This window comes from Micromonospora sp. WMMD1082, assembly GCF_029626175.1.
Classification (GTDB): Bacteria; Actinomycetota; Actinomycetes; order Mycobacteriales; family Micromonosporaceae; genus Micromonospora.
In genome coordinates this window covers 2728510-2743105 of sequence record NZ_JARUBM010000002.1, presented here as the reverse complement: position 1 = coordinate 2743105, position 14596 = coordinate 2728510, and the positions used below count along the sequence as shown (strand labels likewise).

At 72.1% G+C, this 14596-nt stretch carries 11 protein-coding genes; 2 read left to right on the top strand and 9 right to left on the bottom strand.

Annotation, left to right across the window (positions count from 1 at the left end):
* Window positions 1-1166 precede the first annotated feature (1166 nt).
* Window positions 1167-2108 carry a hypothetical protein gene (locus O7615_RS12620; RefSeq protein WP_278182082.1) on the top strand — a complete coding sequence of 314 codons (942 nt, stop codon included), beginning with the start codon at window positions 1167-1169 and terminating at the stop codon, window positions 2106-2108.
* A 511-nt stretch (window positions 2109-2619) separates the two neighbouring features.
* Here the strand turns inward: O7615_RS12620 and O7615_RS12615 are convergent.
* Together O7615_RS12615 and O7615_RS12610 are read right to left on the bottom strand one after the other, a co-directional pair.
* A complete protein-coding gene (locus O7615_RS12615; RefSeq protein WP_278177666.1) occupies window positions 2620-3609 on the bottom strand; it encodes a D-alanine--D-alanine ligase in 990 nt (329 codons plus the stop codon).
* 8 nt (window positions 3610-3617) lie between these two features.
* Window positions 3618-4931 (bottom strand): PLP-dependent aminotransferase family protein, encoded by a 1314-nt coding sequence (locus O7615_RS12610; RefSeq protein ID WP_278177665.1) that lies wholly within the window; start codon window positions 4929-4931, stop codon window positions 3618-3620.
* Between the two features lie 317 nt (window positions 4932-5248).
* Between O7615_RS12610 and O7615_RS12605 the strand changes: the two genes are divergently transcribed.
* Entirely contained in the window at window positions 5249-5914 is a 666-nt protein-coding gene (locus O7615_RS12605) for a GNAT family N-acetyltransferase (RefSeq protein ID WP_278177664.1), read from the top strand.
* A gap of 67 nt (window positions 5915-5981) precedes the next feature.
* On the opposite strand, the gene O7615_RS12600 is transcribed toward O7615_RS12605, so the two are convergent.
* From O7615_RS12600 to murJ, 7 genes are all read right to left on the bottom strand, one after another.
* On the bottom strand, window positions 5982-7148 hold the full coding sequence (locus O7615_RS12600) for an N-acetylmuramoyl-L-alanine amidase (RefSeq protein ID WP_278177663.1): 1167 nt from the start codon (window positions 7146-7148) through the stop codon (window positions 5982-5984).
* A gap of 210 nt (window positions 7149-7358) precedes the next feature.
* Entirely contained in the window at window positions 7359-7682 is a 324-nt protein-coding gene (trxA, locus tag O7615_RS12595; protein ID WP_164448776.1) for a thioredoxin, read from the bottom strand.
* A gap of 24 nt (window positions 7683-7706) precedes the next feature.
* The gene (gene trxB / locus O7615_RS12590; RefSeq protein WP_278177661.1) at window positions 7707-8657 is read right to left on the bottom strand and encodes a thioredoxin-disulfide reductase; all 951 of its coding nucleotides are present in this window, start codon (window positions 8655-8657) and stop codon (window positions 7707-7709) included.
* A 175-nt stretch (window positions 8658-8832) separates the two neighbouring features.
* Window positions 8833-9999: a hypothetical protein gene (locus O7615_RS12585; RefSeq protein WP_278177660.1), complete on the bottom strand. Its 1167-nt coding sequence runs from the start codon at window positions 9997-9999 to the stop codon at window positions 8833-8835.
* Window positions 9996-10733, bottom strand: a complete 738-nt coding sequence (sigM, locus tag O7615_RS12580) for an RNA polymerase sigma factor SigM (RefSeq protein ID WP_278177659.1) — start codon at window positions 10731-10733, stop codon at window positions 9996-9998. The genes O7615_RS12585 and sigM overlap by 4 nt, the downstream gene beginning before the upstream one ends.
* Before the next feature lie 34 nt (window positions 10734-10767).
* Window positions 10768-12366: a protein kinase family protein gene (locus O7615_RS12575; RefSeq protein ID WP_278177657.1), complete on the bottom strand. Its 1599-nt coding sequence runs from the start codon at window positions 12364-12366 to the stop codon at window positions 10768-10770.
* A 442-nt stretch (window positions 12367-12808) separates the two neighbouring features.
* The gene (gene murJ / locus O7615_RS12570; RefSeq protein ID WP_278177655.1) at window positions 12809-14554 is read right to left on the bottom strand and encodes a murein biosynthesis integral membrane protein MurJ; all 1746 of its coding nucleotides are present in this window, start codon (window positions 14552-14554) and stop codon (window positions 12809-12811) included.
* Between the last annotated feature and the right edge of the window lie 42 nt (window positions 14555-14596).

Here is a 14596-nt window from a genome sequence, read left to right as displayed (position 1 = left end):
GTGGCCGTGGGGCAGCCTGATCGTCTCGTCTCTCCGGCAGATCCACACCTCGCCGTCGTGCGGCTCACGAAAGACGTGGCTTGCGTACACCGGGGTGGTCACCAGCCGAGCCGATGCACGGTCATGGACGACACCACACCGGGCAGCAACTTCGTGATCAATCGGGAGTGGCGGGGGCGCAGTTGGGGACCCGTGCGAGCCTTGGGCGCCCTCGAACCACGGCGGCCCCCGGACGACGCCGCCTGCCTCGGCTGAACGATCTCGGCGGGTCGTACGGGTGCTAGTCGGGCTTGTTTCACGTGAAACCATGCTCCAGTCGTGCACCAGGACCGCCCGGCCTCAGTGCTCTGGAACCTTGGGCAGTGCCAGGCGGCGCCGACACGTGGATCCCGCCTGACCGATCGTCCGTTGGCCGCCCGCGTCTGGTGCGGTGTCCAGGAGACGCTGCCGGGCCATCGCCAGGACCCGGCGCGGCCCGCTGAACACCTCTGGACGCCGCACCGGCTAGGCCGTCAACCGTCGCTGTGCCGGATGGCCGCTGTGGGCGTTCGCGCCGCGACGAGATCCAGGAGAGGGGGCGCTGAGCGGGCATCGTCTGCTGGCGACTGCGGCATGCCGGGGACGATTGGCTGCGCCCGGGTAGGTCGTGAACGTCCTCTGCCGGTGAGGTTGACGCCCGGACGCGCCAGACTGGCCAGCGGCAGGCAGGTCGCGTCCGACGAACCACCCGGCTCCGCTCATGATCGCGCCGCTCCGGTTCCGTGGTTCGCGCTTCGGCGGGCGGTAACCGGCTGATCGGTCGGGCTGGCGCCTCCTTCCGCTGCGGTCGGGAGGGCTCTGGCACGGCAGGTCTCGTTTCACGTGAAACAGACCCGCCGTCTCTCCGTGCGCCTGGGTCGCCCGCCGTCTCTGCGGGCGACGTTATCCACACCGGTTGTCCACAGGCGTGCGGCGTTTCACGTGAAACGAAGACTGAATTCCCTTGTTGGACCGGGATCGCGGTCGCCGCGGGGTGACCCGTCAGCCTGTGGATAACCCTGGGGAAAGCGGTGTGGCGCTCCCCGTCTCGCGTCATTCGAGCCCTCGGCGAGCCGAAGGTGATTCAGGTAGGGACAGCCGCCCTCGACTCGGTTAGGGTCAGCGTCGTGCAAGACACCCCTCCCTCAATCCCGGACTTCACCCAGTGGCCGTCCTTCCCCTTCGAGGGCGACCTCCGGGTCAAGCAACTCGCCGACCCGGTCCCGGTCGAACCACCCCGCAAGGGTGAGGCCCACCGGGAATGCACGGCGTGCCAGGCGCCCGACGATGCCTACATCTGGGTCGGCGAGCGATGGCGCGTACGAGCGATGGACCGTCCCACCGGCCTGCCGATGGTTCTCATCCTGGAGTCCCGGTCGCATCTGGATCTCGGTGACCTGCCGAACCTGCTCGCCGCCGAACTGGGGGTGATGACGGTACGGCTCGAACGAGCCATCCGCTCGCTGGACGGAGTGGCGCGAGTCCACGTCAACCGTTGGGGCGACGGGTCCGCCCATCTTCACATGTGGTTCCTCGCCCGGCCGTACGGTCGACTCCAACTCCGAGGGACCTTCCTGTCCCTCTGGGATTCGATCCTGCCGCCCATCTCTGAGGACAAGTGGCGGGAGAACCTCGCCCTCGTCGCGGCCTGGCTCGCCGAGTTCGGTGGGCGGCCCCTGGCCGAGCCGCCCCGCATCCAATGGCAGGCGCCGTCCAGCCTGGCCGCGCAGGCGGCCTCACCCGGAGAGACGAAGCCGGCCGAAGGCGGGTCACTCCTGGACGTCATCGGAGAGACGGCCGAGCCGCCCGACGCTCCCGGGAGCGTCGCGGCGCCGACTTCGGCCGAAGGCGCGGGAGCCGAAGCTGCGGGACCGGACGGCGGCCCGCAGCCGGAGCCGACGACCGACGTTGCCCAGGAGGAGGACCCGGGAGATGCCTCCGTGGCGGCTCGCTCTGAGTCGACGCGGCAGACAGCGCCAGATGCGGAGGCGGGAGCCGCCAAGAGCGAGCGGAACGCGGAAGCGGCAGAGGGAGAGACATCCGCTGAGGCGACCGGGGCGTTCCGGCGATCCCCACCCGGCGGAGGGTAAGCCCGACTCATCGAGCGCCGGCCCTGACCGGCAGGGCACCGGCCCTGGCCCGCGAGGGCCCGGCCCTGACCTTCGGAGCGCCGTTCCTAACCCGCGGAGCGGCCACCCTGACCCGCGGGGCGGCCACCCTGACCCACGGAGCGCCGGACCCGACCCGCGGAGCGGCCGCCCTGATTCGCGAAGGGCCGGGCCTGACCCGCGAGGCGCCAGGCCTGACCCGCACCCCGATCAGCCCGACCCAAGGACCGCCAGCTGACGTGAGCGCCGGCAGTAACCAGCCGGCGACACCGACCGTCAGGGACACGGCCGCCAGGGACACCGACCGTCAGCGGCGAGAAGATCGGAAGCGCCGCCCTACCCGGCCCGGACCGTCCACTCACCGACGGACGTCCGGGCCGGCGGCAGGTGCCGGAGCATCGGTCGCCGGTACTGGTCTGGCGCCGTTCTCCGAGCGGGCGCCGGCGAGAATCGGGCAGCAGCAGCTGCCGGCCCGGATCGCGGGCGCGGGATGTCAGCGAGTGGTGGCGCGGGCGACCAGGCCGCCGATCACGCGCCCGAAGTCGAGACCGGCGGCCTGCACCGCGAGCGGTAGCAGCGACGTCTCCGTCATGCCCGGCGAGACGTTGACCTCGAGCACGTGTGGTTGACCCGCCGAGTCGACGATCAGATCCACCCGGCTGAGGTCACGCAGGCCGAGTGCGGTGTGGGCGGCCAGCGCGACCTGGGCCACCGACTCGGCCACTGCGGGCTCCAGGCGGGCCGGGGTGTGCCAGGTGGTCCGGCCGGCGGTGTAGCGGGCGGCGTAGTCGTACAACCCGTTGCGGGGCACGATCTCGACCGGCGGCAGCGCCTGCGGGCCGTCCCCCAGGTCGATGACGGAGACGGCCACGTCCATGCCGGGCACGTACCGCTCGACGAGCGCGGTCGAGTCGTACGCGAAACAACCGACCATGGCGGCGGGCAGGGATGCCGCGTCCCGGACCACCGCGGCGCCCAGGCCGGAGCCGCCCTGCGCGGGCTTCACCATGAGCGGTAGCCCCAGCCGGTCGACGATGCGGTCCAGCACGGCCACGGCGCCCAGCTCGCTGAACCGGTCGTGGGGCAGCGCGACCCAGTCCGGAGTGGCGATGCCGGCCTCGCGCAGCACCGCCTTTGCCGACGGCTTGTCCCAGGCGAGGCGGGAGGCCCGGGCGTCGCACCCGACGTACGGGACACCGCAGAGGTCGAGCACCCCGCGCAGCGAGCCGTCCTCGCCGGTCGCACCGTGCAGGGCGATCACGACGGCGTCGGGTGGATCGGCGGCCAGCGCCGGCAGCAGGGCGACGTCGGCGTCGCGCAGCTCGGCCTCCATCCCGACGGCGCGCAGCGCGTCGAGCACCCGGCGACCGGAGCGCAGCGAGACGTCACGTTCGTACGACAGGCCGCCGGCGAGCACGAGCACGTGGAGGTCGGTGGTCTCGGGACCGGACACGACGGGTTCTTCGGCAGCGGTGGCACCCATGCCGGGCATCATGCCAAGTCGGGTCCTGGGGTGTCCCAGCCGGCCCGGCCGCGCCGGGCATCCGGCCCACCGACCGCGCCGAAGACCCGCCGCATGGCGATGTCCTGTTCCATCACGCCGGCCAGCCGGCGGACGCCCTCCCGGATCCGCTCGGGCGGGGGGAACGAGAAGTTGAGCCGCATGTGACCGGTGCCGGTGCCGTCGGCGTAGAAGCCGGTGCCGGGGACGTAGGCCACCCGCGCGGCGATGGCCCGGGGCATCATCGCCTTCGAGTCCAGCCCGTCGGGCAGCGTCGCCCAGACGAAGAGACCGCCGCCGGGCGTGGTCCACCTGGTGCCGTCCGGCATCAGATCCTCCAGCGCGGTGAGCATCGCGTCGCGCCGCTCCCGGTAGACCTCCCGGTAGACCTTCAGCTGCTCGCGCCAGGGCATGGTGCCGAGGTACGTGCTGACGGCGGCCTGCGCGTACGCGCTGGGGCAAAGGATCTGCGCCTCGCTGGCGATCACCAGCTTGTCGCGCACGGCGTGCGGCGCGAGGATCCAGCCGACCCGTAGCCCGGGGGCGAAGGTCTTGGAGAAGGTGCTGAGGTAGAAGACCCCGTCGCGGCGCCGCGCGCGGAGCGGCGCGGGCGCCTCGCTCTCGAAGCCCAACTGGCCGTACGGGTCGTCCTCGACCACCAGCAGGCCGGCGCGTTCGCAGATGTCGAGGACCTGCTCCCGCCGCTGCTCGGTCAGCGTCACGCCGGTCGGGTTCTGGAAGGTGGGAATGGTGTAGAGGAACTTGACCCGGCGACCGGTGCGGGCCTGCTCCGCGATGGCGATCTCCAGCGCCTCCGGGATCAGGCCGTCATCGTCCATCGGCACGTGCACGACCTGTGCCTGGGCGGCCTGGAACACCCCGAGTGCGCCGACGTAGGTCGGCCCCTCGGCGAGCACCACGTCGCCCGGGTCGAGGAAGAGGCGGGCCACCAGGTCGAGCGCCTGCTGCCCGCCGACGGTCACCACCACGTCCTCGGGGGAGGCGCCGCAGGCGGCGTCGATGCCGGAGAGGGCCATCACCTCGCAGATGCGCTCCCGCAGTTCCGGGGTGCCCTGACCGATGCCGTACTGCAGGGTGCTGTTGCCGTGCTCGGCGCCGAGCCGGCCGAGCATCTCACCGACGGCGTCCAGCGGCAGCGCGGCAATGTACGGCGCACCGCCGGCCAGCGACACCACCTCCGGCCGGCTGGCGACCGCGAACAGCGCCCTGATCTCCGACGCGGTCATTCCCCGCACCCGGCGGGCGTACCGGTCGGTGTAGTCGTCGAGTGTCGTGCCGGTCATCACATCACCTCGATGGCTGCTCGAACGGCTCCCGTCCCGGGTACCCGGGACACCGGCGACCATGACGGCACGGCACGCCGGAGTCGATCCTAGCCGCCGCACCGGGCGCGGGGCGTCCTCGATTGTCCGCGCGTCCACATGCCGGGCCGGCGGCGGGCGCTGCTGAGGTGGACGTTTGCGATTTTTCTCCCACGTCGCCGATCGGCGGCGTACGATCGCTCGTCGGGGGCAGGAATGCGGCGGTGCCGTCTGGACCGCTGATGCGGCGGTGTCGTCCGGCCGGGTCCCAGCTGCGAGCCTAGTGTGGGGAAGCGTCAATGTCGCGACGTCTGGTCAGTCTGACCCTGGACACCCTGGAGGATCTTCCCCGTCCCTGCCGGCAGTGCGTCTACTGGGAGCTTGATCCGGTCTCCGCCGACCGCGCCTGCGCCGCCGGCGACCCCGGGCTGGAGAAGGAGGCGTGGGTCTCGCAGACCCTGCTGGAGTGGGGCTCCTGCGGCAAGCTGATCTACGTCGACGGCCTGCCGGCCGGTTTCGTCATGTACGCTCCGCCGGCCTACGTGCCCCGCTCGATGGCGTTCCCGACCTCTCCGGTCTCCGCCGACGCGGCGCTGCTGATGACCGCGAACGTGGTGCCCGCGTTCGCCGGTGGTGGTCTGGGCCGGATGCTGGTGCAGGGGGTGGCCCGCGATCTGACCAAGCGCGGGATCAAGGCGATCGAGGCGTTCGGCGACGCGAAGTTCGGCGACGCCGCCGATCCCGCCGGCACCTGCGTCGCACCCGCCGACTTCTTCCTTTCGGTGGGCTTCAAGACGGTCCGCCCGCATCCACGGTTCCCCCGGCTGCGACTGGAGCTGCGTACGGCGTTGAGCTGGAAGTCGGACGTCGAGTACGCGTTGGAGAAGCTGCTCGGCTCGATGAGCCCGGAGTCGCTGCTGCGCCCCGTCCGCCCGACTCCGGCCACCCGTTCCTCCGCTGGCTGAGCGTCGCGCCGGTGCCACGGCCGCCGACGCGGTGCGTCCGCGTTCGTCGAGGCCGGGCACGCGTCGCTCAGTCGACCACGGTGCCCGCGGCGACCGCCGCCCGCAGCTCGCTCACGTCGATCGAGCCGGTCGGCACGTCGCGCTCGATCGGCAGGTACATCCGCTGCACCGCCGCCACGATCGCCTCGACCAGCTTGTCCCGGAACCGGGGATCGATCAGCCGCTCCCGGTCCGTCGGCGAGGTGAGGTAACCGACCTCGACGCGTACCGCCGGCATCCGGGTGATCCGGAGCAGGTCCCACGCCTTGGCGTGGGTACGGCAGTCCCGCAGCCCGGTACGCGCGACGATCTCCCGTTGGACCAGCCCGGCCAGCCGCTCACCGGTCGCCGAGGTCACCCCGTTGTCGGTGCCGTAGTGATACGTCGCCACCCCCTCGGCGGACGGGTTGGCGTGGCCGTCGGTGTGCAGCGAGACGAAGACGTCGGCGCCGAGCGAGTTGGCCAGTTGTGCCCGGTCGATGTCGGGCAGGCAGGTCTCCGGCGACGGCCCCCGGGTGAGCTGCACCCGCACCCCGGACGCGGCGAGCCGCCCTTCGAGCCGACTCGCCAGATCGTGCACCAGGTCCGCCTCGGTCCAGCGCAGCGGTCCGTCCGGCACCACGACGCCCGGGTCGGTGCCGCCGTGGCCCGGGTCGATGACCACCGTCCGACCGACCAGGGTGGGACCGGACTGCCGGATGGCGTCGGATTCGCGCAGCCACTGCGGCCGGCCGCCGACCACCTTGCGGCCCAGCCGGCGCAGCGCGCCCATGGTGTGCGGGCCGCAGGTGCCGTCGGGGACGAGCCCCACCTCACGCTGGAACTGCGCCACCGCGCGGGACGTACGGATGCCGTAGATGGCATCGGCCCGGCCGGTGTCGTACCCCATCTCCAGCAGCCGTTCCTGCAGTGACCGGACGTCCTCGCCGGTGAGCGGGACCGGCACCGCGTGGTAGAGGGTGCGGGCACCGAGGCGCCAGCGGGCGGCGTCGAGCGCCCGCCAGGTCTCGGCGCCGACCCGGCCGTCGACGCTGAGCCCCCGCGACTGCTGGAAGGCGCGTACGGCCCGTTCCGTGGCCGGGTCGAACTCGTCGCTGTACGGGCCGGTCGCCTTCGACAGGAGATCGAGGCCGGTCAGCACCGCGCGGATCTCGGTCACGGCTGGTCCCCGGTCACCGGGACGGATCGGACGCACGCACGACCCCCTCTGCACGGTCGGTGGCTGGCCGGGCCCGTCGACGGTGCGCGGGCACCGTTGACGGGGACCAGGTGGTCACCGGCGTCCGGCGCCCCCGGTTTCGAGGTTAGGCGCTCGGCGATCCGCAGGGGTGGTGGGCGGGGAAAAACGCGCCGACCCCGTGCCGTCGAGCCTGGCACGGGGTCGGTGGCGACGACGTCGCTGGGGTCAGAGGGCCGATTCGATCAGCTTGACCAGTTCGCCCTTGGGCTTGGCGCCCGCGATCGACTGCACCGGCTCGCCGTTCTTGAAGACGGTGAGGGTCGGCACCGACATCACGCGGTACGTCCGGGCGGTCTCCGGGTTCTCGTCGATGTTGAGCTTGACGATGCTGACCTGGTCACCCATCTCGCCGGCGATCTCCTCCAGCAGCGGCGACACCTTGCGGCACGGCCCGCACCACTCGGCCCAGAAATCCACCAGGACCGGCTTGTCGGACTTCAGCACGTCCGCAGCGAAACTCGCGTCGGTGACCGATTTGGTTGCTCCCACTGTTGACCCTCCTCCGATTGTCTTTCAGCTCTTGGGCAGCGTGGCGATGAAGCGTTCCGCGTCCAGGGCGGCCGCGCAGCCGGTGCCGGCCGCGGTGATGGCCTGCCGGTACGTGTGGTCGACCAGGTCGCCGGCGGCGAAGACGCCGGGGACGCTGGTCCGCGTGCTGGGCGCCTGGACCTTCACGTATCCCTCGTCGTCCAGCTCCACCTGCCCGCGGAACAGCTCGCTGCGCGGGTCGTGGCCGATCGCCACGAACACGCCGGTGACGTCGAGCACGTTGGCCTCGCCGGTGTGGATGTTGCGCACCCGTACGCCGGAAACCTTGCCGTCCGCGCCGAGCACCTCCTCGACCACCGTGTTCCACTCGACCTTGATCTTGTCGTTGCCCAGCGCCCGCTCGGCCATGATCTTGCTCGCCCGGAACGAGTCCCGGCGGTGGATGATGGTCACCGACTCGGCGAAGCGGGTCAGGAAGCTGGCCTCCTCCATCGCCGAGTCGCCGCCACCGACGACCACGATGTGCTGGTTGCGGAAGAAGAAGCCGTCGCAGGTGGCGCAGGAGGAGACACCGTGGCCGAGGTACTCCTGCTCGCCCGGTACGCCGAGCGGACGCCACGCGGAACCGGTGGCGAGGATGACGGCCCGGGCCCGGTAGGCGGTCTCGCCGACCCAGACCGTGCTCACCGTGCCCGGGTGGCCCGTGTCGGTCAGCTCGACCCGGGTGACGTCGTCGGTCAGGAACTCGGCACCGAACCGCTCGGCCTGCTTGCGCATGTTGTCCATCAGCTCGGGACCGAGGATGCCGTCCGCGAAGCCGGGGAAGTTCTCCACCTCGGTGGTGGTCATCAGCGCGCCGCCGGACTGCACACCCTCGATGACCAGCGGCTTTAGGTTGGCACGCGCCGCGTAGACCGCCGCCGTGTAGCCGGCCGGCCCGGAGCCGATGATGACCAGGTTGCGGACCTCGTCCACTGCCGTCTCCCAATCGTGTTGACTGTCGTCACCGGCGTACGGGCCGATGCCGATCCGAGTGCCGACGCGGCCGGCAACTGATGTGCAGAACGTCATCGTACGAAGCGGGGATTCCCGAGCCGGTCATCCGGTGGGTCAGGTCACGTGGACGGCCAAACGTCCGGTGACCGCCGACTCACCCTACCCGCGTCCGGTAGCGGGCGTCCGAGCCGGACCCGGGGACACCACACTCGGGGCCGCTGACCCACGCCCAGCTCACCCCGGAGCTGTCGGTGAAGCGCACGACCAGCGCCGGGAGCCCCTGGAAGCGGGCGTAGTCGACGACGTCGAAGACCAGCGGCTGCCGGCCGTGTTCGGCGCTGATCTCGGCGAGACAGGCGCTCAACGCGGTCTGGTCGCCGAGCCGGGTCAGGTCACCCGGGCCGGGCAGGCGCTCCTCGTTCTGCGCGCCGACCTCCGGATCCGCGCCACTGGTGAACTGCCTGACCGTCGACATCGCCCTGGCCAGCGCCTCCGGCGTGTAGTCGGTGTCGCTGCGCTGCGGTGTGCCGGCAATCCGGAAGGACGGCAGGGCCAGGGCGGAGGCGCCTTCGGCCCCCTCGTCGGTGGCCCGCTCCGGGGAACCCTGCGGGTACGCGTGGGGCACGACGGGACTGGCGCCCCGATCGCTGAGCACGGTGTCGGACGCCGTGTCGTCGCCCCCGTTCGGCCCGGTCAGTTGGAGGGCGCCCAGCCCGACCACCGCGGCGGCGGCGAGCGCGACCGGCCCGGCCACGCGCGCCCAGCGGCGCCGCCGCTGGCCCGGCCGGGCCGGTGCGCTCCGCTCCTGCCCCGGTCGCAGCGGGCCACCGGGGCGGCGTGGGCCGCCGAGCGGCTGGGCCGGTACGACCGTCGGTCTTCCGCCGGCAGACTCCGGCGCACCGGTCGGGTCGGTGCTGTCGGTCGGGTCGGGCTCCCCGGTGTCGGCGGAGTCGCCGGTGGCGGAGTCGGCCACCATCATGACCGGCGGGCGGACCAGGTCCGCCAGGTCCGGATCGTCGGGTGCCGTCGGGGCCGGTGCGACATCGTCGCGGGCCACGCCGGGAAGGTCGGTGGCGGCGAGCGCGCTGCTGATCCGATCGGCGATCTCCGGCGGCAGCTCCAGCGCCGGCTCGCCCCACTCGGCCAGCTCAGCGCGGATGCCGTCGACTGCCGGGGCCAGCCGCGCGTGGGCCTGCGCCCAGGCCGGATCCTGCGCGACGAGCCGGGCGATCTCGGCCTGCTCGGCGGTGCCGTCCAGCGCGCCGCCGAGGTAGTCGGCGAGCAGGTCGTGGTCGACCTCGCTGAACTCCCCGGTGCTCACGCTTCCTCCTGCTGGTGGATGGCCGGTCGGGACCTGCCCGACCCCGATCGGACGCCCGAGGGTGCCCTCGGGTTCCCCCGGGTGACCTCCGGCACGTCCGGCCCGTCGGGGGCCGATCCGCTGCCGGGTCGCAGGTGCCCGAGCATGACCGCCAGCCGGGCACGGCCCCGGGCGCACCGGCTCTTGACCGTCCCCTCGGCCACCCCGAGGATCCGCGCGACCTCGGCGACCGGGTAGCCCTGCACGTCCACCAGGACGAGTGCGGCCCGCTGCTCCACCGGCAGCGCGGCCAGAGCGTCCCGGACGACCATCGCGGTGTCGTGGTCGCGTACCGGTGCGGCGGGCTCGACTCCACCGGTGCCGGGGCCGTCCTCCGGGCCGCGGTTCCCGTCGGGCAGCGGCACCGTCGGGTGGGCCCGCCGGCGGCGGATCCGGTCGAGGCAGGCGTTCACCACGATCCGGTGCAGCCAGGTGGTGACGGCGGAGTCACCCCGGAACCGACCGGCGGCGCGGTGGGCGGAGAGCATCGCGTCCTGGAGGGCGTCCGCGGCCTCCTCACGGTCGCCGACCGTACGCAGGGCGACCGCCCAGAGCCGGTCCCGGTGCCGGCGGAACAACTCGCCGAACGCGTCGCGATCCCCGGCGACATGGGCGCGCAGCAGATCAAGGTCGCTGACCGTGTCGCCCACGGAAGCCGCGCCCGTGTGGTTCCGCCCGGCGTCGCGTACCTCCATCACCCGACCCGGTGGGTGCCGCCGCGCTGCTGCCTCATGACCCCTGGACCGTGATCTCCTGGACACCGACCTTGAAGCCACCGCTGCTCGGGGGCAGCTCGGTGATCCAGAACAGCAGGTACCGGTACGTCTGGTCGACGTCGAAGCCGTTGAAGGTCATCGTGGTGCCGTCGTGCGCCTCGAAGGGCTGCCCGATCCTGTTCTTGAGGTAGGCGGTGAGGATCTGGTCGTCACCGGCACCGGACGAGGGCGCGTCGATCGTGCCGGTGAGCAGTTCCGCCGAGGCGCCGGTGACGGAGAGGTTGACCTGCACCGACTTGACGTTCCGCTCGGCACCGAGGTCGATCCAGACCCCCATGCCCCGCTTGAAGTTGCCGAAGTTGCTGCGGCTGTAGGTCTCCGTCGACCAGCCCTCGTCCTGATCCCCGTCGAAGACCTTCTCGGCGTCGCGGACCTCGCTGCGATCCCGGCTGTCGGGGTCGATGATCCGGGCGGCGCTGATCTTCAAGTTCCGGACGACCGGCTCTGCGGGCTCCTCGGTCACCGGAGCGGTGGACGTCGGCGCGGCGACCGGCTCGGTCTGCGGATCCTCGTCGTCGCCGCCGAGGGCACTGATCCCGATGAGGAGCCCCACCAGGACCACCGCCAGCAGGCCGGCGATGCCCAGGGCGACCTTGCGCCCGCCCGCCGCGGCCAGCGGCGACGGTTCCTCGCCGGTCTCGCCGACGAAGCGCAGCGGACCGCTGTTGTCGAGGTAGTCGTCGTCGGGCACGTCCAGTCGGGCCAGCTCCGCCGCCAGGACATCCGACGACGGCGGTGCGATCCCGGCGTCGAGCAGATCCATGGTCAGGTCGTCCAGGTAGGCCGGCACACCGGCCCGGACCTGACGAGGGGCGGCCATCACGCCGTTGGCGTCGCGTACCGCGTCGGGGATGGCCGCCCGGCCGTGCCCCGCGGTGGCCCCGCGCAGTGGCGCCTCGGTGTGCGGCCAGTAGCCGGTCATCGCGTAGTAGAGGACTCCGCCGACGGCGCGGACGTCACTCTGCTGGGTGTCGGCGCCGTCGGTGCGGGCGTCCGCGAGGACCACCCGGCCGTCGTCGCTGATCATCACCGTGCCGGGGTGCACGTTGCCGTGCACCATGCCGGTGGCGTGCACGGCGGCCAGGGCGCTGGCGACGGCGCTACCGACGGCGGTGGCCCGGGCGGCGTCCAACGACCCGCTCGCGACCAGATCCCGCAGCGACTGCCCGTCGACCCATTCGCGCACCACGTAGGCCCGATCGGCCTCGTCGATGGCGTCGTAGACGCCGACCAGGTTGGGGTGGACGACCCGGCTGGCAGCGACGGCGGCCTGAAGCATCTCGGTGGCGGACTCGCCGCCCGGGTAGCGCATGACGACCGCGACGGGCCGGCGCAGCACGACATCGACACCGCGCCAGACCAGCCGGCCCGCGCTGTCGTTGTTGATGTGTTCGACCAGCTCGTAACGTTCGGCGAGGATCTCACCGGCCGTCGGAGCGCCGAAGGTCATGACCGGCGGAGTGGTCTCGTCCGCGTCCTGACCCTCGCCGACCTGGGTCACCCGTCCTCCCTCGGTGATCGTGTCGATCGATGGACCCGCGCTGCTGGGCATCTGTTTCCCGCTCCGCCTTCGTCTGGTACCGCCGACCGGTCGCCACGCGGTGCCGCGCGCCGGTGCCTGCCGTACCCGTCGAGAGCGACCTTACCCGGGTTGGCACGGTCCCCGACATGTCATCTTCCCGCCGTGACCGACACCGGGAGTCGGCAGTCGGACGGACTTGCCCGGTTACCACCGTTGTCAGCCCCGTTGCTGGCACTTGTACCAGCCAATCTAAAGGTCGACAACAACCGGCTCCGGCAGGGGCGGGGCTGGCTGTGTCGGTAGGTCCGGCGGCGGTGGGGTTCCCATCGACCGGCCGGGCATACTCGGCCGTCCGGCTGGTTATCCACAGGCTGACTCGGTAGGTGAGCGGCGGCGCGCGGAGTTATCCACAGGCGCATCCCCAGCCTGGTGATCCGCGGTCACTCTGGGTGCGTGCATGCCGCGTCGATGATCAGCGGCCGAGCCGGCGGCGGACCATGCCGACCACCTCGGTGATCTCGGAGATCCGCAGCACGGTCGCCAGGCCGAGGTACGTACCGCCGATCACGCTGCCGCCGACCACCAGCTGCACGATCGCCTCCGACCGCGTCGGCGTGTCGTCGCCGGGCAGCAGGGCCACCACCAGCAGGCCGGCCACGGCGGCACCGAGCGCGGCGACCACCACCCGGCTCAGCGTACGCAGGATCGCGCCCAGCCCGATGCGACCCACCCGGGGCCGCAGCAGCCAGGCCGAGGCGATGGCCGCGGCCAGGTACGAGACGGTGTTGCCGATCATCATCCCGGATGCGGCGAAGCTCGCCGAGAACGCCACGAAGAGCCCGATCTGCACCAGCGACCGCAGCGCCACTACCGGGATGTTCACCAGGGCCGGCGTGCGGGTGTCGGGCAGCGCGTAGAAGGCGAAGGTGAACAGCTGGCTGACCGCGAACGGCACCAGTGCCAGCGCGGCGAAGAACAGCACCGGGGCGGTGGCATGGGCGTTGTCGTCGGTGAACGCACCCCACCGGAACAGGGTGAAGGCGATCGGGGTGGCGAGCACGGCGTAGCAGACCGCGATCGGGGCGAGCACGGCCGACACCGTGCGAGTGCCCCGGGACAGGTCGGCGGCGAGGTCGGCGTACCGGCCGTCGGCGGCGGCGGCGCTCATCCGGGGCATCAACGCCGTGATGATCGAGACGGCGATGATGCCGTGCGCCATCATCAGCAGCAGGAAGACGTTGTTGTAGATCAGTGCGCCGGCGGCCTGGCCGCTGGTCCGGCTGAGCAGGTTGAAGATCACGATCAGGCCGAGCTGGCTGACCGCGACGTAGCAGAACATCCAGGCGCCGAGGCGACCCAGCTCGCCCAGCCCGAGCGCCCGGAAGTCGAACCGGAACCGCCACCGGAAGCCGACCCTGCGCAGCGCGGGCAGCAGCCCGGCCGCCTGGACCGCCACACCGAGCAGCGTGCCCCCGCCGATGAGCAGGATCCGCCCGGTGGTCATCTGATCCGGGGCGAGGATGTCGGTGCTGAAGATCGCGATGTAGAGGCCGGCGGTGGCGATCACCACGATGTTGTTCAGGATCGGCGCCCACATCGGGGCCGCGAAGTGGCCACGGGTGTTGAGCACGGCGCTGATCAGCGCGCTCAGGCCGGTGAAGAAGATCATCGGCAGCATGAGCCGGGCCAGCGCGGTGACCAGACTCCGGTAGTCGGCGGGGGACTGGTCGCTGGCGTACAGCCAGGTGAGCAGCGGCGCCGCGGCCACCGCGAGCAGCGCCGCGCCGCCGAGGGCGAGCACGGCCAGCGTGAGCAGCCGCTGGGTGTACGCCTGGCCGCCGTCGCCGTCGAACTTGCGCCGTCGGACCAGCACCGGGATCAGGACGCTCGTGAGGATGCCGCCGAGCAGGAACTCGTAGACCATCCCCGGCAGGATCTGGGCGGTCGTGTACGCGTCACCGATCGCCGAGCCCAGCGCCGCGGTGATCGCCAGGGTGCGCAGGAAGCCCGTACCCCGGCTGACCAGGCTGCCGATCGCCATGACCGCGCTGTTGGTCGCGGCGCTGCCCTCCGCCACCTGCTCCGGCGGCGGCGCGGTCGACTCCATCGCGGGCTGGTTCAGCGGCTCGGCGGAGATGAACGTGGCCCCGTCGTCCGGGCGGCTGTCGGGCGAGCCGCCCTGCGCGGCGTTCGCGCTGCGGTAGAGCCCGCCGCTCATCTGTGCCTCCAAGGGGTACGCCGGAGCCGGCACCGGCCCCCA

What these genes read in the sequence shown, in the direction of transcription:
- sigM (WP_278177659.1), bottom strand. Translation starts at nt 10,733, where the DNA reads ATGGAGGTACGCGACGCCGGGCGGAACCACACGGGCGCGGCTTCCGTG.
- O7615_RS12610 (WP_278177665.1), bottom strand. Translation starts at nt 4,931, where the DNA reads ATGACCGGCACGACACTCGACGACTACACCGACCGGTACGCCCGCCGG.
- O7615_RS12605 (WP_278177664.1), top strand. Translation starts at nt 5,249, where the DNA reads ATGTCGCGACGTCTGGTCAGTCTGACCCTGGACACCCTGGAGGATCTT.
- O7615_RS12575 (WP_278177657.1), bottom strand. Translation starts at nt 12,366, where the DNA reads ATGCCCAGCAGCGCGGGTCCATCGATCGACACGATCACCGAGGGAGGA.
- murJ (WP_278177655.1), bottom strand. Translation starts at nt 14,554, where the DNA reads ATGAGCGGCGGGCTCTACCGCAGCGCGAACGCCGCGCAGGGCGGCTCG.
- O7615_RS12615 (WP_278177666.1), bottom strand. Translation starts at nt 3,609, where the DNA reads ATGGGTGCCACCGCTGCCGAAGAACCCGTCGTGTCCGGTCCCGAGACC.